This is a genomic window from Stagnimonas sp. FW305-C-60 (assembly GCF_058782965.1).
In genome coordinates this window covers 1,183,657-1,200,276 of the sequence record NZ_JBYSYF010000001.1, presented here as the reverse complement: position 1 = coordinate 1,200,276, position 16,620 = coordinate 1,183,657, and the positions used below count along the sequence as shown (strand labels likewise).

General features: G+C 67.3%; 17 protein-coding genes. 6 read left to right on the top strand and 11 right to left on the bottom strand.

Annotation, left to right across the window (positions count from 1 at the left end; genetic code table 11):
- Positions 1–90: 90 nt before the first annotated feature.
- Genes AC3WT6_RS05460 through AC3WT6_RS05420 form a run of 9 tightly spaced genes read right to left on the bottom strand, consistent with a single transcriptional unit; the run spans position 91 to position 8,881 of the window.
- Positions 91–1,239, bottom strand: a complete 1,149-nt coding sequence (locus AC3WT6_RS05460) for an acetyl-CoA C-acetyltransferase (RefSeq protein WP_492652547.1) — start codon at positions 1,237–1,239, stop codon at positions 91–93.
- Positions 1,240–1,257: 18 nt separating this feature from the next.
- Positions 1,258–2,316, bottom strand: coding sequence for an acyl-CoA dehydrogenase family protein (locus AC3WT6_RS05455; RefSeq protein WP_492652546.1), 1,059 nt, complete (start codon positions 2,314–2,316; stop codon positions 1,258–1,260).
- Positions 2,317–2,319: 3 nt separating this feature from the next.
- Positions 2,320–3,486 (bottom strand): acyl-CoA dehydrogenase family protein, encoded by a 1,167-nt coding sequence (locus tag AC3WT6_RS05450; RefSeq protein WP_492652545.1) that lies wholly within the window; start codon positions 3,484–3,486, stop codon positions 2,320–2,322.
- Positions 3,483–4,247: an enoyl-CoA hydratase family protein gene (locus AC3WT6_RS05445; RefSeq protein WP_492652544.1), complete on the bottom strand. Its 765-nt coding sequence runs from the start codon at positions 4,245–4,247 to the stop codon at positions 3,483–3,485. Before AC3WT6_RS05445 ends, AC3WT6_RS05450 begins: the two co-directional genes overlap by 4 nt.
- On the bottom strand, positions 4,244–5,359 hold the full coding sequence (locus AC3WT6_RS05440; protein WP_492652543.1) for an NAD(P)H-dependent flavin oxidoreductase: 1,116 nt from the start codon (positions 5,357–5,359) through the stop codon (positions 4,244–4,246). The genes AC3WT6_RS05445 and AC3WT6_RS05440 overlap by 4 nt, the downstream gene beginning before the upstream one ends.
- Before the next feature lie 18 nt (positions 5,360–5,377).
- The gene (locus AC3WT6_RS05435; RefSeq protein WP_492652542.1) at positions 5,378–6,271 is read right to left on the bottom strand and encodes an enoyl-CoA hydratase; all 894 of its coding nucleotides are present in this window, start codon (positions 6,269–6,271) and stop codon (positions 5,378–5,380) included.
- 9 nt (positions 6,272–6,280) lie between these two features.
- Complete coding sequence (locus tag AC3WT6_RS05430; RefSeq protein WP_492652541.1) at positions 6,281–7,084, bottom strand: CoA-transferase subunit beta; 804 nt, start codon at positions 7,082–7,084, stop codon at positions 6,281–6,283.
- Positions 7,085–7,086: 2 nt separating this feature from the next.
- A complete protein-coding gene (locus tag AC3WT6_RS05425; protein ID WP_492652540.1) occupies positions 7,087–7,968 on the bottom strand; it encodes a CoA transferase subunit A in 882 nt (293 codons plus the stop codon).
- A 10-nt stretch (positions 7,969–7,978) separates the two neighbouring features.
- A complete protein-coding gene (locus AC3WT6_RS05420; protein ID WP_492652539.1) occupies positions 7,979–8,881 on the bottom strand; it encodes a VOC family protein in 903 nt (300 codons plus the stop codon).
- A 289-nt stretch (positions 8,882–9,170) separates the two neighbouring features.
- On the opposite strand from AC3WT6_RS05420, the gene AC3WT6_RS05415 reads away from it, so the two are divergent.
- From AC3WT6_RS05415 to AC3WT6_RS05390, 6 genes are all read left to right on the top strand, one after another.
- Positions 9,171–9,950: a glucose 1-dehydrogenase gene (locus AC3WT6_RS05415; protein WP_492652538.1), complete on the top strand. Its 780-nt coding sequence runs from the start codon at positions 9,171–9,173 to the stop codon at positions 9,948–9,950.
- 100 nt (positions 9,951–10,050) lie between these two features.
- Positions 10,051–11,598, top strand: coding sequence for a FadD3 family acyl-CoA ligase (locus tag AC3WT6_RS05410; protein ID WP_492652537.1), 1,548 nt, complete (start codon positions 10,051–10,053; stop codon positions 11,596–11,598).
- 104 nt (positions 11,599–11,702) lie between these two features.
- Complete coding sequence (locus tag AC3WT6_RS05405; RefSeq protein ID WP_492652536.1) at positions 11,703–12,578, top strand: SDR family NAD(P)-dependent oxidoreductase; 876 nt, start codon at positions 11,703–11,705, stop codon at positions 12,576–12,578.
- 68 nt (positions 12,579–12,646) lie between these two features.
- Complete coding sequence (locus tag AC3WT6_RS05400) at positions 12,647–13,426, top strand: SDR family NAD(P)-dependent oxidoreductase (RefSeq protein ID WP_492652535.1); 780 nt, start codon at positions 12,647–12,649, stop codon at positions 13,424–13,426.
- Between the two features lie 133 nt (positions 13,427–13,559).
- On the top strand, positions 13,560–14,357 hold the full coding sequence (locus tag AC3WT6_RS05395) for a phosphatidylethanolamine N-methyltransferase family domain-containing protein (protein WP_492652534.1): 798 nt from the start codon (positions 13,560–13,562) through the stop codon (positions 14,355–14,357).
- Positions 14,358–14,411: 54 nt separating this feature from the next.
- Complete coding sequence (locus tag AC3WT6_RS05390) at positions 14,412–15,314, top strand: oxidoreductase (protein WP_492652533.1); 903 nt, start codon at positions 14,412–14,414, stop codon at positions 15,312–15,314.
- Positions 15,315–15,328: 14 nt separating this feature from the next.
- Here AC3WT6_RS05390 and AC3WT6_RS05385 read toward each other — a convergent pair whose 3' ends face one another.
- Positions 15,329–15,499 carry a hypothetical protein gene (locus AC3WT6_RS05385; protein ID WP_492652532.1) on the bottom strand — a complete coding sequence of 57 codons (171 nt, stop codon included), beginning with the start codon at positions 15,497–15,499 and terminating at the stop codon, positions 15,329–15,331.
- 138 nt (positions 15,500–15,637) lie between these two features.
- Positions 15,638–16,537 carry a crotonase/enoyl-CoA hydratase family protein gene (locus AC3WT6_RS05380; RefSeq protein WP_492652531.1) on the bottom strand — a complete coding sequence of 300 codons (900 nt, stop codon included), beginning with the start codon at positions 16,535–16,537 and terminating at the stop codon, positions 15,638–15,640.
- Between the last annotated feature and the right edge of the window lie 83 nt (positions 16,538–16,620).

The window sequence follows — 16,620 nt, the reverse complement described above, 5'->3', positions numbered from 1 at the left end:
GGAGAGGGATCGAGGGAGAGGGGGAGCGCACTTCGTCGCGGAGAGCCCCCTCTCCCCTACCCCTCTCCCACGAGGGGAGAGGGGAAATACTCAGAGTCGTTCGATGATGGTGACGTTGGCCACGCCGCCGCCTTCGCACATGGTCTGCAGGCCGTAGCGGCCGCCGGTGCGCTCCAGCTCGTGCAGCAGGGTGGTCATCAGCTTGACGCCGGTGGCGCCGAGCGGATGCGCCAGCGCGATGCCGCCGCCGTTGACGTTGGTCTTGGCGTGCGGGTAGCCGGTTTCCTTGAACCAGGCCAGCACCACCGGGGCGAAGGCCTCGTTGATCTCGACCAGATCGATGTCTTCCAGCTTCATGCCCGACTTCTTCATCGCGTAATGCGTGGCCGGGATCGGCGCGGTGAGCATGAGGATGGGATCGTCGGCGTAGACGCTGATGTGCTGGATGCGCGCGCGCGGCTTCAGGTTGTACTTCTTCAGCGCGCGCTCGGAGACGATCAGCATCGCCGAGGCGGCGTCGCCGGTCTGGCTGGAAACGCCGGCGGTGATGCTGCCACCGGGCGCCAGCACCTCCAGCTTCTGCATCTGCTCCAGCGAGGTCTCGCGGGTGGTCTCGTCGTGCTCCAGGCCGTTGATCGGCACGATCTCCTTCTTGAAGCGGCCCTCGGCGATGGCGCGGCGGGCGCGCACATGGCTTTCCAGGGCGAAGCGCTCCATCTCCTCGCGGGAGATGTTCCACTTGTCGGCGATCAGCTGCGCGCCGTGGAACTGGTTGACCGGCTCGCTGCCGAAACGCTCGGTCCAGCCCTTGGAGCCGGAGAAGGGATCGGCGAAGCCCAGCGGCTTGGCGGCGATCATCGCCGAGGAGATCGGGATCTGGGTCATGGTCTGCACGCCGCCGGCGACGATCACGTCCTGGGTGCCGGACATCACCGCCTGCGCGGCGAAGTGCACCGCCTGCTGCGAGCTGCCGCACTGGCGGTCGATGGTCACGCCCGGCACGTGCAGCGGCAGGCCGGCGGACAGCCAGCAGGTGCGCGCGATGTTGCCGGCGAGCGGGCCGATGGCGTCGAGGCAGCCGAAGATCACGTCGTCGTAATCGTCGGCGGGGATGGCATTGCGCGCGACCAGCGCCTTCAGCACGTGGGCGCCGAGATCGGCACCGTGGATCTGCGACAGGCTGCCCTTGCGCTTGCCGGTGGGCGTGCGCAGGGCGTCAACGATATAGGCTTCGGCCATGGGGTTTCTCTTGCTTGCTTAGTGAGTGAAGGTTTCCGCCGGCCCCAGGGCAGCGCCCTCGGCCAGCACGAATTCGGCGATGCGCGCCTTGTGGAAGATGGCGTCGCCCCAGGTGGAGTCGAGCGCCCAGGCGCGCTTCATGAACATCTGCAGATCGGCTTCCCAGGTGTAGCCCATGGCGCCATGCACCTGGATGCTCTTGCGCGCCGCCAGCCGCGCCGCCTCGCCGGCCACCAGCCGCGCGTGCGAGACGTGCAGGCTGGCGCGCGGATGGCCGGTGGCCAGTGACTGCGCGGCGCGCTGCACCACCGGGCGGGCGAACTCGATCTTCACCGCGACATCGGCCAGATGGTGCTTGACCGCCTGGAAGCTGCCGATCGGTTTGCCGAACTGCTTGCGCTGCGCCGCGTAGTCGGTGCCGAGATCGAGCATGCGCTGGGCCAAGCCCAGCAGCTGCGCGGAGATGGCGACGCCGGCGCGGTTGATCACACCCTGCCAGAGTTCGCGGCCCTGCTCGGCGCCGCAGACGCGGGTCTTGTCAGTGGGCGTCCACTGCACGCGGTAGAGCCGGCGCGAGGAGTCGATGCTGGGGTTGAGCGTCAGCGTCGCTTCCGAAGGCCGCAGCGCGTGCAGCTCGTCGGCGTGCCAGAGCAGCAAGAGGCTGGCGTTGGCGGCGTCGGCGACGAAGGGATTGATCGGATGACCCACGGCGATGCGCGCGCTGCCATCGGCGATCTTCGGCAGCCAGTGCGCCTTGAGCTTGGAGTCCTCGGGCAGCGCCTTGCTCAGGTACACCGCCAGATAGGCGGTGGCGGTGAGCGAATCGGGAATGGCGTAGTAGCCCAGCTCCTGTTGGATCAGCACCCAGTCGAGATCGCCCAGGCCCATGCCGCCATAGGCCTCGGGCACCGACAGCGCGGTGAGGCCCTGGTCGGCGAGCTTGGCGCGCATCTCGGCGCTGCGGCCGGACTCGGTTTCCCAGATCTCGCGCAGCAGCTCGGGGGCTGCTTCCACCATCAGGAACTTGTGGATGGCGTCGCTGAGCGAGAGCTGGTCTTCGGTGAAGGTGAAGTCCATCAATCAGGCCCTCGGCAGGCCGAGCATGCGCTCGGCGATGATGTTGCGCTGGATCTCGTTGCTGCCGGCGTAGATCGGCCCGGCCTGCGCGAACAGGAAGCCATCCAGCCAGGGTGCGCTCTCGGCGGCCTCCGGCGCTTCCGGCATCAGCTCGCCGCGGGCGCCGAGGATGCGCATGGCGGTCTCGTGCATCAGCAGGTCCAGCTCCGACCAGAAGATCTTGTTGGTCGAGGCCTCGGGGCCGATGTGGCCGCCGCGCACCAGCCGGCTGGCGGTCTGGTAGGTGGAGAGCGCGTAGGCTTCGGCGTCCATCCAGCTCTTCAGCACCGCGTCGCGGATCGAGGGATCGCGGTCGGCATGCTCGCGGTGACGCTGGTAGAGCGCGACCAGATTCTGCGCGGTCTTCTGGAAGCGCGCCGGCGAGCGCAGCATCAGACCGCGCTCGAAACCGGCGGTGGCCATCGCCACGTTCCAGCCCTGGCCTTCGGCGCCCAGGCGGTTGGCCACCGGGACGCGGACATTGTCGAAGAAGATTTCCGCGAAGCCGGGCAGGCCGTTGAGCTGCTTGATCGGGCGGATGGTGATGCCCGGCAGGTTCAGAGGCAGCAGGATGAAGGTGAGGCCGTGGTGACGCTGCGAGTCCGGATCGGTGCGGAACAGGCCGAAGCACCAGTCGGCGAACACAGCGCGCGTCGACCAGGTCTTCTGGCCGTTGATGACGTAGTGGTCGCCTTCGAGGATGGCCTTGGTGCGGATCGCCGCCATGTCGGAACCGGCGCCGGGCTCAGACCAGCCCTGCGCCCAGATGTCCTCGCCCGCCGCCATGCGCGGCAGGAAGCGCGCCTTCTGTTCGTCGGTGCCGTACTCCATCAGCGTCGGCGCCAGCAGGAACACGCCGTTCTGATTGACGCGCAGCGGCGCGCCGGCGCGCCAGTACTCCTCCTCGAAGATCAGCCAGTCGATGAGGTCGCAACTACGCCCGCCGAGCTCCTTGGGCCAGGTCACCGCGCTCCAGCGGCCCTCGTTGAGCTTGGCTTCCCAGGCGCGGTGCTGCGCGAAGCCTTCCTTGGTGTCGAAGCTGGTCAGGGCCTGCTTCGGCACATTGGCCGCCATCCACTCGCGGACTTCGGCCCGGAATTTCTTCTGTCGTTCGGTGTATTCCAGTCTCATGCCTTGTCCTTGAACTCGGCCTCGCGCTTCTCGACGAAGGCGCGCCGGGTCTCCGCTGAATCCTTGCTGCTGTAGGCCTGTAGGGTAAAGCCTTGCTCCCAGCGGTACTTGCTTTCGAGGTTGCCGTCCTCGATGCCGTTCAGCGATTCCTTCGCGAGCCGGATCATCACCGTGCTCTTGGCGGCGATCTTGGCGGCGATGGCGAGTGCGGCCTCGCGCAGCTCGGCCTTGGGCACCACCTTTTCGATCGCGCCCAGCCGGTAGGCCTCGGCGGCGGTGATGGAATCACCGGTGAAATACATCATCCGCACCTTCTGTACCGGGAACAGCCGTTGCAGATGCGCGCCGCCGCCCATGGCGCCGCGATCCACCTCCGGCACGCCGAAGGTCGCGCACTCGCTGGCGACCACGATGTCGGCCGCGCCGGCCAGACCGATGCCGCCGCCGAGCACGAAGCCGTGCACCGCGACGATCACCGGCAAGGGGTTGCGGTGCACCGCTTCAAAGCTGCGGTAATTGCCGGCATTGACGGAGATGATCTTCTCCGGGTGCTTGTCCAGCTCCTTGATGTCGACGCCGGCGCAGAAGCCACGGCCCTCGGCGCGCAGCACGATCACTCGCGCTTCCGGCAGCGTGCCCAGCCGGGTGATCTCGTCGGCGAGCGCATGCCAACCGGCATCGTTGAGGGCGTTGACCGGCGGCCGGGCTATGACCAGCTCGGCAATGCCGTCGCTGATGGTGGTTTTGAATTGTTCGCTCATGGGGTTCTCGTAGCAGCCCCCTCCCCCGCGAGCGGGGGAAGGGAAACAACGGACAGCGCCGCCAGGCGCTGCTCGGCCTCGCTGACGATGCCGGCGATCAGCTCGGCGACCGTCGGCAGGCTGGCGATATTGGCAGCCACCTGGCCGGAAGGCAGCACGCCCTCGTCGGGCTTGCCCTCGACCATGGCCCGCTGGATCAGCACCGGGGCATTGGCGGCCATCATGGTCTGGATGGCGCCATCGCCTTCGCGCAGGGCGGCGAAGAAGGTCTTGACCATGTGGCCGACCGTCATGCCGGTGTGCGCGCGCCAGGCCCAGGCGCTGGACAGCGCCACGAACAGGCGGTGCAGCAGTCCGCCGCTTTCCAGGCGCAGCAGGAAGGGGTTGTCGATCATCCGCTGCGGCATGCCGTCGACCGCGGTGGAGGCACGGATCTGCGCGGCCTCCTTGACGGCAACGTACTTCTGCAGGGTACTGCGCGGCACCGGCGAGTCGGCGGTCATCAGAAAGCGCGTGCCCATGGCGATGCCCGCCGCGCCATAGGCCAGCGCACCGGCCAGGCCGCGACCGTTGTAGAAGCCGCCGGCGGCGACCACCGGCACCTTCACCGCGTCGAGCACCTGCGGCAGCAACAGCGTGGTCGGCACCGAGCCGGTGTGACCACCGCCCTCGCCGCCCTGCACGGTGATGATGTCGGCGCCTAGTTCGACCGCCTTCTGCGCGTGCTTGAGCGCACCGACGGTGGGCATGCACAGCACGCCGGCATCCTTGAAGCGCTTGATGATCGCCGCACTCGGGCCGCGACCATAGCTGACCGCGCGGACGCGGTCGGCGTTCTGCAGCACCAGCTCGATCACCTCGGCAGCATTGGGCTGGAACATGTGGAAATTGACGCCGAACTTCGCACTGGTCGCCGCGCGCACGGCGGCGATCTCCGAGCGCAGGGTCTCGGTGGACATGGTGGCGGCGGCCAGAAAGCCGAAGCCGCCGGCGTTGCTGGTGGCGGCCACCAGCTTGGAGTCCGCCACCCAGCCCATCGCGGTCTGGACGATGGGATAGCGGCAGCCCAGCAGCTGGGTCAATGGGGTTTGCAGTGCGGCGGGAGCGCTCATGGAGTTCTGGCTGGGGTTCTACTGGCCGTCCGGCTTCTTGTTGCCGGCGGCCATCGACTTGGCGTCCTGCCCGCCCAGCGGATTGCCCTGGGTGAGATCGCTCTGGGCATGCGCGAAGTGGTGCATGTGGAAGACCGCGTCCATGGCGGTGCGCTTGCCGCGCAGCTCCTCGACGTGGTTGATCGCCTGCTTGGTGAGCCAGAGGCCGAGCCGGCCCTTTTCGGCGAGGTTGGCGGCCATCTTCGCCACCTCGGCGTCGAGCGCCTCGCGGGCGACGATGCGGTTGACCATGCCGAAGTTGTAGGCACGCGCCGCCGGCATGCGCTCGCCGAGCATCAGGAACTCCTTGGCGACCCGCGGCGGCAGCTCGAAGGCGTGCGCGAAGTACTCCACGCCCGGAATGCCCATGCGCTGCACCGGATCCTGGAAGTAGGCGTCTTCGCTGGCGACGATCAGGTCGCAGACCCAGGCCAGCATCAGGCCGCCGGCGATGCAGGCGCCCTGCACGGCGGCGATGGTCGGCTTGGGCACGTCGCGCCAGCGCCGGCACATGCCCAAATAGACCTCCTGCTCGCGGGTGTAGAGCAGCTCGGCGCCCGGCTTGTTGACGTGGTCCGGCAGCAGGTGTTTGCGCTCGAAGCTCTTGTGCAGATCGCGCCCCGGCGTACCGATGTCATGGCCGGCGGAGAAATGCTTGCCGGCGCCCTTGAGCACGATCACCTTCACCGCGTCGTCGCCGACCGCGCGCGCGAAAGCAGCGTCCAGCGCGTAGGTCATCTGCGAGTTCTGGGCGTTGTTGTAGCTGGGCCGGTTCATGGTCACCCAGGCCACGCCATCCCGCACCTCGTAGAGCACCGGCTCTTCGGTCTCGTAGGTGATCTCGACCTTCTTGGGCTCGACCAGATCGCTCATGGGCCGCGCTCAGGCCGCCGCGCGCAGGGCGGGCGGGTCGTTCTTCAAGACCATGCCGCGCAGATTGTGCGGGTCGAGCTTGCGGATGATGGCGAGCTGCTCGGCGGTCGGCAGCGGCGTTTCGCCCAGGTTCTCGGCCTGGAGCAGCGGGAAGCCGGTCGCCGCCTGCACCTGCTCGAAGCTCACCCCGGGGTGCAGGGACTTCACGCGGATCGCATGGTCCGGCCCGCCGAAGTCGAGCACGCAGAGATCGGTGACGATCAGCCGCAGGTCCACATAGTCCTGCTTCATGCCCGGACCCCAGCGTTCCGGCTTGTAGCCAACGCCGGAGACCATATCGACCTCACCGGCGACGAACACGCGCGGGCCGTGGTTGGGCACGAACAGCGAGTTGATGTGGCAGATGCTGTTGCCCGGCAGGCCGCGCACGCCCAGCACCGCCGACTTCGGCTTGGCGTAGTCGGGGCCGACGGCGGAAAGATTGGTCTGCCCCCAGCGGTCGATCTGGGTCGGGCCGATCATGGCGTGGCGCTTGCCGCCCCAGACGCACTCGAACACCCGCTCGAAGGACATATAGCCCTCGTACTTGGGCTTGTAGTCGCCGCGTGGGCCCAGCGGCACCGGCTCGCTGACCAGATAGCTCTCGCTGTCGGTCATCAACAGCTCGGGCGAGTGGGTCAGCTTGGCCAGGCTCGCGCCCAGGCGCGGGATGGTGGTGATGCCGGAGGCGAGCACTTCGCCGTTGTCGCGCCAGGCTTCGCTGGCGGCGACGATCATCAATTCGGCGAGGGTGGCGGGGGCTAGGTCGCTCATGTTCAAAACACCGGCAGCTTGAGCTTGGCGAGGCGCTCGGCGCCGCCAATCTGGGTCTGGTACGCGGCTTCGCCGACGCGCACGAACTCCTCCACATACTTCGCCCAGCCGCCCTCTTCGCTGGCGGAGGCGTTGTAGCGCTTGAGGTGCTCCATGTCCCAGCCGTAGTTGGGGCCGAGATAGGTCGGGTGCGCGCCACCGGCGGCAGCCACCACGCTGTGCACCAGATAGCGCTCGAAGGGGTTGAGCTTGGCGGTGTCGGCGTCCAGCTCCAGCTTCTCATGCACCACTTCGCTGCTGACGATGACGTGATCGGCGGCGCGGGCGTAGAGGTGGTCGAAGAAGGTGTCGTGGCCACGCACCAGCGTGTTGCCGAGCCGGTCGGCCTCGTTGACGTGGATCAGCGCGGCGTCGAGTTTTAAAGCCGGCATCGCCACATAGACTTCGCCGTCGGCGTAGGGCGAGGCGATGGTCTTGAGCTGCGGATTTTTGGCCAGCACGTCGGTGGCGAGACCAACGCGGGTGGGCAGGAAGGACATGCGCATGCCGGCGGCGCGCAGGCCCCACTCGAACATGCCCTCGTCGTATTCCTCGACTTGGATGGCACCCGACTCGCGCGCCTTGCGGTAATAGGGCTCCAGCGGGATCGCGTCCATGGTGACAAAGGCGAAGATCAGCTTCTTCACCTTGCCCGCGGCGCAGAGCATGCCGACGTCAGGGCCGCCGTAGGACACGACGGTGAGATCCTTCAGCGGCGAGCGCAGGACCTCGCGCACCAGGGCCATGGGCTTGCGGCGCGGGCCCCAGCCGCCGATGCCGATGGCCATGCCATCGCGCAGGGCCGCGACGGCCTCGGCCGCCGACTTCTGTTTGTTGAGTGCCATGTTGTTCTTGTTAGCGGAAGCCGACCGAGAAGTCGTGGCCCCAGATGGAGACCTGCTTGGTGTAGGTGGTTTCCCAGACGCCGGGCTCGACGCTGATGCCGCCCCAGCCGTATTCGAGTGCGAAATTGCTGGGCGTGAGCATGTAGAACGAGGTCATCTTGTCGTTCTCGTGCTGGCCGAGCGTCGCCATCAGCTTGGCGCCGTGCTGTTCGCGGCGCAGTTCGCCACGGTCCACTTCGTCCTTCTCGGTGACCTCCAGCATGATGTGCACGCAGCCGGAGGGGCTGGGCATCTCCGCCAGCGCCAGGCTGTGGTGACGGCCGGAGCCAGCATGCAGGAAGTAGATGCGCATCACCGGCGCGTCCGGGCCGGGCTGAAAGTTGAAGATGTCGGAAATGCCGAAGCCCAGCACCTCGGTGAAGAACTTCAGGCTGGCATCGAAGTTGAGCGAGGGCAGCACGGTGTGGCCCATGCCCTGCGCGCCGGTCTTGAAGCGGGTGCTGCCCAGCGGCGAGACAAACGGCGACTCGCCGCCGGTATAGCCGTAGCCCAGCTCGTGGCGGTTGCCGGAGGGGTCGGTGAACAGCACCAGATCGGTGTAGCAGCGCGCGGCCTTCAGCGCGGCACTGGCCGGCTCGACCTTCACCCCGGCCTTTTCGATGGCGGCGACAGCCGCGGCGAAGTCGGCGGCATTCGCCACCTCCCAGCCGGAGGCCTGGTAGCGGTCCTCGCTGCCGGCGACCACGGCGAGACGGAAGCGGCGCTCGTCGAGCTTCAGGTACAGGCCGCCTTCCGGTGCCGGGCTGGTCATCGCGCCCAGCACCTGTTCGCCGTACTGCTGCCAGCGCGAAACATCCGTGGACTCGGCGACCACATAGGCCAGCGCCTGGATCAAGGGCTTGGGACTGCTCATGGAAGGTCTGCCTGAAAGGGGGGAATTGAACGACCAGGATTATCGAGACCGCCCTGCGGCACAGCTTCACCCGTTTTGATGAGTCGATCTCAGCAGCAAGCACCGGCAGGTCGTCTTATTGGACGAAGGCTAGCCAGAGGGCAGCCGAAATAATGCCGCCCACCGGCCGCAAGCCACCGGCGCAGGCAGCCTGCGCGGCCTGACGACAAGACATCCCAGGCCGCGTCGCGAAAGCCCCGGATGCAGCGACCAACCGCCATAGATCTAACAAACTTGAGGAGAGAGCAGCATGGGTCGAGTACAGAACAAGGTGGCGATCATCACCGGCGCCGCCAGCGGCGTGGGCAAGGCCGACGCCGAACTGCTGGCGCGCGAGGGCGCGCACGTGGTGCTCACCGACCTCAACGAAGCCGAGGGCATCAAGGCGGCGGAAGCGATCAAGGCCAAGGGTGGTTCGGCGCTGTTCCTCAAGCACGACATCGCCGATGAGGAGAGCTGGAAATCGGTGATCGCCAAGACCGAGGAAACCTTCGGTGGCCTCGACATCCTGGTCAACAACGCCGCGATCCTGATCTACGGCAACATCGAGAACACCGATCTCGCCACCTGGCAGAAGATCCAGAAGGTGAATTCCGACGGCTACTTCCTCGGCTGCCACTACGGCTACAAGGCCATGCTCAAGCGCGGCGGCGGCGCCATCGTCAACATGTCTTCGATGGCCGGCATCGGCGGCGTCGGCTCCTTCTGCGCCTACTCGGCCTCCAAGGGCGCAGTGGCGGCGATGACCCGCTCGATCGCCGCGCATGCGCGCATGAACCTGCACAAGATCCGCTGCAACTCGATCCACCCGGACGGCATCATGACGCCGATGGTCACCGGCCTGCACCAGAGCATGCCCAAGGGCGCGCAGAGCGCGGTGCGGATGATGGACCAGAAGCAGATGATGGCCCGCTTCGCCAAGCCGGAAGACATCGCCAACCTGGTGCTGTTCCTGGCCAGCGACGAGTCCAGCTTCATCAACGGCTCCGAGTACCGCATCGACAACGGCTACCTGCTCTGGGCCGACTGATGCCCATTGCGGATCGCCGAGCTCGGCTTGCGGTGGTGACCGTCCGCAAGCCGCTCCGCTTCTGCCTGTTCAATCCGCAATCCGAAATCTGAAATCCGCAATGCAACTGACCCTGCCCCTCGCCTTCGCCGAATCGGTCCGCAAGTTCGCCGACCGCCCCGCCCTGATCGGCGAAGACGGCCGCAGCTTCAGCTACGCGCAACTGGATGCGCAGCGCCGCACCGCCGCGCAGGCACTGATCGCGCTGGGCGTGCAGCCCAAGGACCGCGTCGCGCTGTGGGCGCAGAACACGCCGGAATGGGTCATCGCGGCGCTGGCAGTGCAGAGCATCGGCGCGGCGCTGGTGCCGGTGAACACCCGCATGCGCGGCCAGGAAGTCGCCTATGTGCTGGAGCGCAGCCAGGCCAAGCTGCTGTTCACCTGCGGGCGCTTTCTCGACCAGTACTTCCCGGCGCTGCTGGAAGGCCACCGGCCGGCCAGCCTCGAACACCTGATCGTGCTGCGCGACGCCCAGGAGGGCGACACCACCTGGGCGCAGTTCCTGGCCAAGGCCGAGGGCGTTGATCCGGCCGAGGTGGACCGCCGCGCCGCGCAGGTACAGCCCGGCGACCTGATGGACATCATGTTCACCAGTGGCACCACCGGCCAGCCCAAGGGCGTGATGAGCGCGCACGGGCAGAACCTGCGGGTGAGCCACGAGTGGGGCAAGCGGGTGGAACTGGTGCCGGAAGACCGCTACCTGATCATCAATCCCTTCTTCCACGCCTTCGGCTACAAGGCCGGCTGGCTCACCGCCCTGCTCTACGGCTGCGCGATCCTGCCGCATGCGGTGTTCGACGCGGCGGCAGTGATGAAGCGCATCGAGCGCGACCGTATCTCGGTGCTGCCCGGCCCGCCGACCCTGTTCATCAGCCTGCTCAACTCGCCCGAGCGCGCCAGCACCGACTTGAGCTCGCTGCGCGCGACCATGACCGGCGCGGCCACCGTCGCGCCCTCGCTGATCGAGCAGATGCGCAAGGAGCTGCGCTTCAAGGTGCTGCTCACCGGCTATGGCCTTACCGAGGCCAGCGGCATGGTGTCGTTCTGCCACTCCACCGACGACGACGAGACGGTCGCCCGCACCTGCGGCAAGCCGATCCCCGATACCGAGGTGAAGTGCATCGACGAGCAGGGCAACCGTCTGCCGCACGGCGTCGCCGGCGAGCTGCTGGTGCGCGGCTACAACGTCATGCAGGGCTATCTCGACAACCCCAAGGCCACCGCCGAGGCCATCGACGCCGATGGCTGGCTGCACACCGGCGATGTCGCGGTGATCGACGAGCGCGGCTACATCCGCATCACCGACCGCCTCAAGGACATGTACATCACCGGTGGCTTCAACTGCTATCCGGCCGAGATCGAGCGGATGATGTCGGCGCACCCGGCCATCGCCCAGGTGGCGGTTATTGGCATTCCCGACGAGCGCCAGGGCGAGGTCGGCAAGGCCTACGTCACGCTGCGCCCCGGCCAGAGCGTCGACGAAAAGACGCTGATCGCCTGGTGTCGCGAGCAGATGGCCAACTACAAGGTGCCGCGTCACATCGAGATCGTCACCGCGCTGCCGACCAATGCCTCCGGCAAGGTGATGAAGTTCCAGCTGCCGCGCTGAGGCTCCAAAGGGGGCCTTTACCGCCTCTCATGTGATCGGACGAGTTCCCGCCGGCGCCGCGCTGGCACTCTGGCCGGACTAGAAATCCGAACGGAGGAGGAGACATGAGCAAGTCCGACAACAAGCCCTTGGCAGGCGTGGTCGCCGTGGTCACCGGGGCCTCGCGCGGCGCCGGCAAGGGCATCGCCATCGCACTCGGCAAGGAAGGCGCTACGGTCTACGTCACCGGCCGCACCGTGAAGGAAGGCGAGGCGCCTCTGCCAGGCACGGTCGGCAACACCGCGCAACTAGTGACCGAGGCCGGCGGCAAGGGCATCGCGGTCGCCTGCGACCATGCCAAGGACGCCGAGGTGAAGGCGCTGTTCGAGCGCGTGGAGCGCGAGCAGGGCCGGCTCGACATCCTGGTCAACAACGCCACCTTCCTGCACGACCGGCTCATCGACAAGGGTCCGTTCTGGGAGAAGCCGCTGGAGCTGGTGGACATCCTCGATGTCGGCCTGCGCTCCGGCTACGTGGCGAGCTGGTACGCCGCGCCGCTGATGGCCAAACAGAAGAACGGCCTGATCGTTTTCACCTCGTCCTTCGGCTCCAGCTGCTACATGCACGGCCCCGGTTACGGCGCGCAGAAGGTCGGCGTCGACAAGTTCGCCAAGGACATGGCGGTCGACTTTCGCCCCTACAACGTCGCCGCGGTGTCGATCTGGATGGGCATGCTGCGCACCGACCGCACCCGCCGCGCGATGGACCGCGCCGCCGAGCAGTACGCCGGCTTCTGGGAGATCGCCGAGACGCCGGAGTTCACCGGCCACATCATCTCGGCGATCTACCGCGACCCCAAGCGCGCCGAGAAATCCGGCCAGGTGATCATCGGCGCCGAGATCGCCAGCGAGTACGGCATCGACGACGAAGGCCGGCAGCCGCCGTCGCACCGGCCGATGCTGGGCTCGCCACAGCAGGCGCATCCGGCCATCGTCGACTGAACCGCTTAAAGCCCCGCCATTCCCGCGAAAGCGGAAATGACGACTCACAAGAATTTGAGGAGAACACGATGAAACGTCTGCAAGGCAAGGTCGCCATCATCACCGGCGGCGCGCGCGGCATGGGGGCGGCAACGGTACGGCTGTTCGTGGCCGAGGGCGCGAAGGTACTGATCGCCGATCTGCTGGAAGCCGAGGGCCAGGCGCTGGCCAAGGAGCTGGGAGCCGACGCTCAGTACATCCGCCACGATGTCAGCGACGAAACCAGCTGGCAGGCGGTGGTGGCGCTGGCGAAGAGTACCTTCGGCGGCATCGACATCCTGGTCAACAACGCCGGCGTGCTGCTGTTCAAGACTTTGCAGACCACCGAGAAAGCCGAGTTTGAGCGCGTCATCAACATCAATCTGGTCGGCACCTTTCTCGGCCTGCGCATCGTCGGTGCCGAGCTGCTGGCACAGGGTCGCGGCTCCATCGTCAACATTTCCTCGGTGGACGGCATGAAGGCCGCCAACGGTCTGGGCGCCTACTGCTCCAGCAAGTGGGCGGTGCGCGGCCTGACCAAGGTCGCGGCGATGGAGTACGGCCACAAGGGTGTGCGGGTGAACTCGGTGCATCCGGGTGGTGTGGATACCGCCATGGGCAATCCCTACGCCGAGCAGAAGGCCGAGGTGAACAAGCGCTATGCCATGGTGCCGCTGCAAAGGGTCGGCGAGCCGGAGGAAGTGGCGCGCACCAGCCTGTTTCTCGCCAGCGACGAGTCCAGCTATCTCTGCGGCGCCGAGATCGCGGTCGATGGCGGCATGCTCACCGGCCAGTACTACGTGGGCTTCCCTGGGGCGCCGGGGGTTTAGCGGCTTTCGCGTCGGCGGGCCGCGGGCTGCACAGGCCCGCCTCCGCCGACGCGGCGTTCGTTGTAAGGCGCGGGCTGGCCCGCGACCCGCACCCCAAGCATGCCGTTGGCGGTAGAGAGCCCAGGGAGGAGCGATGAACGTCAGTCCGGAAGCAGCCCAGTGGCACCACTACCTCGTTCTCGCCTTTCTGCTGGCCTCGGTGCTGGTCTTCGTGGTGCTGCAGTTCTTCATCAAGGCCGCCTACGGCCGCCACAAGGGCACGAAGACCGCCTGGTTCTGGGGCCCCGGCGTGCCCACCCGCTGGGCCTGGATGCTGATGGAGGCGCCTTCGGCGCTGGGCTTCGCGCTGATCTACTTCCTGGGTGCCGAGGCCTGGAATCCGGCGCCGCTGCTGTTGCTGGCGATGTGGCAGGCTCATTACTTCCAGCGCAGCTTCATCTTTCCCTTTCGCCTGCACACCAAGCCGGGCGATACCACGCCCCTGCTGGTGCCGGTGCTGGCGTTCACCACCAACCTGGGCGTCTCGTTTGCCAATGCCGCGATCCTGTCCTGGCCCGGCATCAGCCGGCCGTATGAACTGGGTTGGCTGAGCGACCCGCGCTTTCTGCTCGGCGCAGCGCTGTTCGCCGGCGGCTACTACATCAACCGCAAGGCCGACGCCATGCTGGCGGCGCTGCGCAAGCCGGGCGAGAGCGGCTACAAGATTCCGCGCGGCTGGCTCTACGAGAAGGTCAGCTGCCCCAACTACCTCGGCGAGCTGATGATCTGGACCGGCTGGGCGATCGCCACCTGGTCGCTGGCGGGCCTGAGTTTCGTCGCCTGGACCGCCGCCAACCTGATCCCGCGCGCCTTTGCCAACCACCGCTGGTATCGGGCGAAATTCCCCGACTACCCGGCGCAGCGCAAGGTGCTGATCCCCGGCCTGGTGTAGGCAGCAGCGCCCCGCGTCACTCCCCTTTTTTTCACCACCAACCCGGCCATCGCCATGAGTCACCCGCGCAACAGCAACGCCCTGCCCGATCTCCACGGCAAGCTCGCCCTCATCACCGGCGGCAACCGTGGCCTCGGCTACCAGATCGCCCTGGCGCTGGCCGGTGCCGGCGCCGAGCTGGTGCTGGCCTGCCGCGATGCGGCCAAGGGCGAAGCCGCCGCCACGCTGCTGCGCCAGCAGATACCCGGCGCGAAGGTGGAGGCGATGGCGCTCGACGTTGCCGATCTCGCCTCGGTGCGCCACTTCGCCGAGGCCTTCAAGGCCCGCCATGCCGCGCTGGATCTGCTGATCCACAACGCCGCCGCGATCATGGTGCCGCAGGGCAAGACCAAGGACGGTTTCGAGACCCATCTGGGCACCAATCACCTGGGGCCGTTCGCGCTCACCGGCCTTTTGCTGGACAGCCTGGAAGCCGCGCCCGCGGCGCGGGTGGTGAGCATGGCCAGCCTCGCGCATCGCCTCACGCAGGGCCTGGACCCGGAAGACCCAGGACTGACCCGGCGCCCCTACAAGGAGATGGACGCCTACGGCCGCAGCAAGCTGGCGGCGCTGCTGTTCACCTTCGAGCTGGAACGCCGCCTGCGCCGCGCCGGCAAGCGCAGCATCGCGGTCGCCGCGCACCCCGGCTACACCGCCACCAATCCCGACCTGGGTGGATTCTTCATGCGCCTGGCGACGCGGCTGTTCGCGCAGCCGCCGGCGCAGGGCGCGCTACCGACCCTGCTGGCCGCCACCGGCTCCGAGGTGAGAGGCGGCGACTACTACGGCCCCGGTGGCTACAAGGAGCTGAGCGGCCTGCCCAAGCGCGTGGAGTGCAGCGCCGAGGCCCGCAACGCCGAGCTGGCGGCGCAGGTCTGGGCGATGTCGGAGCGGCTCACCGGCCTGCGCTACCTCTAGGGCCAGCTGCGCGATCAGCGGAACAGGAAGTACAACGTCCCCAGCACAATCGCCGCGGCACCGACGGCGCCGATCACGAAAGACACCTTGCCGGTCCAGCGGCCGTCCTTTTCCTTCTCGGCCTGGCGCTGCTTCATGAAGGCGACGGTACGGGTGAACTTTTCTTCGTTGTTGTCTGAGGGCACGGCGAGCTCCTGCGGATGGGAACAACGGACGGGTGACGGCGGGAGCGAGGCTCCCCGCACCTAGGCTAGGTTAACCAATCAGGCCGGGCACAACACGGGATGCAGCTCGCAAACCACGAGCCAGAAAACCCGGCTGGCTCAGCGGGGCTCCACCGCCCAGTCGGCGTAGAACGGCGGCATGTCGGTCGAGGCCTGGGCGCCAAAGTCCGGCGCGCGCTTTTCCAGGAACGACTGCACCCCTTCCTTGCCGTCGCCCAGGCTGGTGTAGAACATCGCCAGCGAGTCGATGCGGTGCGCCTCGATCGGGTGCGGCTGCGCGGAGTTGCGGTACAGCATCTGCCGGGCCAGGGCGACCGCCACCGGCGAGCGACCGTCCACGAACTTGCGGGCCAGCTTGTAGGCCTCCGGCAGCAATTGATCGGGCGCCACGACCGCCTTCACCAGGCCACCCGCCTTCGCCTCTTCGGCGCTGAGGATGTCGGCGCTCAGCACCCACTCCAGCGCCTGCGAGATGCCGACGATGCGCGGCAGAAACCAACTCGAGCAAGCCTCCGGCACGATCCCGATCTTGCCGAACACGAAGCCGATCCGCGCCTTCTCTGAGGCCAGCCGCACGTCCATCGCCAGCGTCATGGTGGCGCCGATGCCGACCGCCGCGCCGTTGATGGCGCCGATCACCGGCTTCTTGCAGCGGTAGATCGACAGCGTCACCCGGCCGCCGGTGTCGCGCACGCCGTCGTGGATGGCGGGGTCGTCGAGCCGCGTATGCATATCCGCCAGCGTCGGCCGCTGACTCTCATCGAGGCCGAAGACATTGCCCGGCTTGCTGAGATCCATGCCGGCGCAGAAAGCCTTGCCGGCGCCGGTGACGACAATGGCGCGCACCGCGTCGTCCTCGCTGGCGCGGTCGAAGGCGGCGACCAGCTCGTTGGCCATCTCCACCGTGAAGGCATTCATCTGCTCGGGACGGTTGAGCGTCAGCGTGAGAATGCCGTCGGCAACTGTGTAGTCGAGCGTGCGGTAGTTGTTGTGGCCCATGTGCTCTATCTCTCTCCAGAAAGGGAGGACAGCTTAGGCCATGCGGCAACCCTGGAAGGAAGACGCCGACATCGCCCTGCTCC

Bases quoted from the DNA above. Each gene is read 5' to 3' on its own strand.
- AC3WT6_RS05460 (WP_492652547.1), bottom strand. From the start codon at position 1,239: ATGGCCGAAGCCTATATCGTTGACGCCCTGCGCACGCCCACCGGCAAG.
- AC3WT6_RS05455 (WP_492652546.1), bottom strand. From the start codon at position 2,316: ATGGACTTCACCTTCACCGAAGACCAGCTCTCGCTCAGCGACGCCATC.
- AC3WT6_RS05450 (WP_492652545.1), bottom strand. From the start codon at position 3,486: ATGAGACTGGAATACACCGAACGACAGAAGAAATTCCGGGCCGAAGTC.
- AC3WT6_RS05445 (WP_492652544.1), bottom strand. From the start codon at position 4,247: ATGAGCGAACAATTCAAAACCACCATCAGCGACGGCATTGCCGAGCTG.
- AC3WT6_RS05440 (WP_492652543.1), bottom strand. From the start codon at position 5,359: ATGAGCGCTCCCGCCGCACTGCAAACCCCATTGACCCAGCTGCTGGGC.
- AC3WT6_RS05435 (WP_492652542.1), bottom strand. From the start codon at position 6,271: ATGAGCGATCTGGTCGAGCCCAAGAAGGTCGAGATCACCTACGAGACC.
- AC3WT6_RS05430 (WP_492652541.1), bottom strand. From the start codon at position 7,084: ATGAGCGACCTAGCCCCCGCCACCCTCGCCGAATTGATGATCGTCGCC.
- AC3WT6_RS05425 (WP_492652540.1), bottom strand. From the start codon at position 7,968: ATGGCACTCAACAAACAGAAGTCGGCGGCCGAGGCCGTCGCGGCCCTG.
- AC3WT6_RS05420 (WP_492652539.1), bottom strand. From the start codon at position 8,881: ATGAGCAGTCCCAAGCCCTTGATCCAGGCGCTGGCCTATGTGGTCGCC.
- AC3WT6_RS05415 (WP_492652538.1), top strand. From the start codon at position 9,171: ATGGGTCGAGTACAGAACAAGGTGGCGATCATCACCGGCGCCGCCAGC.
- AC3WT6_RS05410 (WP_492652537.1), top strand. From the start codon at position 10,051: ATGCAACTGACCCTGCCCCTCGCCTTCGCCGAATCGGTCCGCAAGTTC.
- AC3WT6_RS05405 (WP_492652536.1), top strand. From the start codon at position 11,703: ATGAGCAAGTCCGACAACAAGCCCTTGGCAGGCGTGGTCGCCGTGGTC.
- AC3WT6_RS05400 (WP_492652535.1), top strand. From the start codon at position 12,647: ATGAAACGTCTGCAAGGCAAGGTCGCCATCATCACCGGCGGCGCGCGC.
- AC3WT6_RS05395 (WP_492652534.1), top strand. From the start codon at position 13,560: ATGAACGTCAGTCCGGAAGCAGCCCAGTGGCACCACTACCTCGTTCTC.
- AC3WT6_RS05390 (WP_492652533.1), top strand. From the start codon at position 14,412: ATGAGTCACCCGCGCAACAGCAACGCCCTGCCCGATCTCCACGGCAAG.
- AC3WT6_RS05380 (WP_492652531.1), bottom strand. From the start codon at position 16,537: ATGGGCCACAACAACTACCGCACGCTCGACTACACAGTTGCCGACGGC.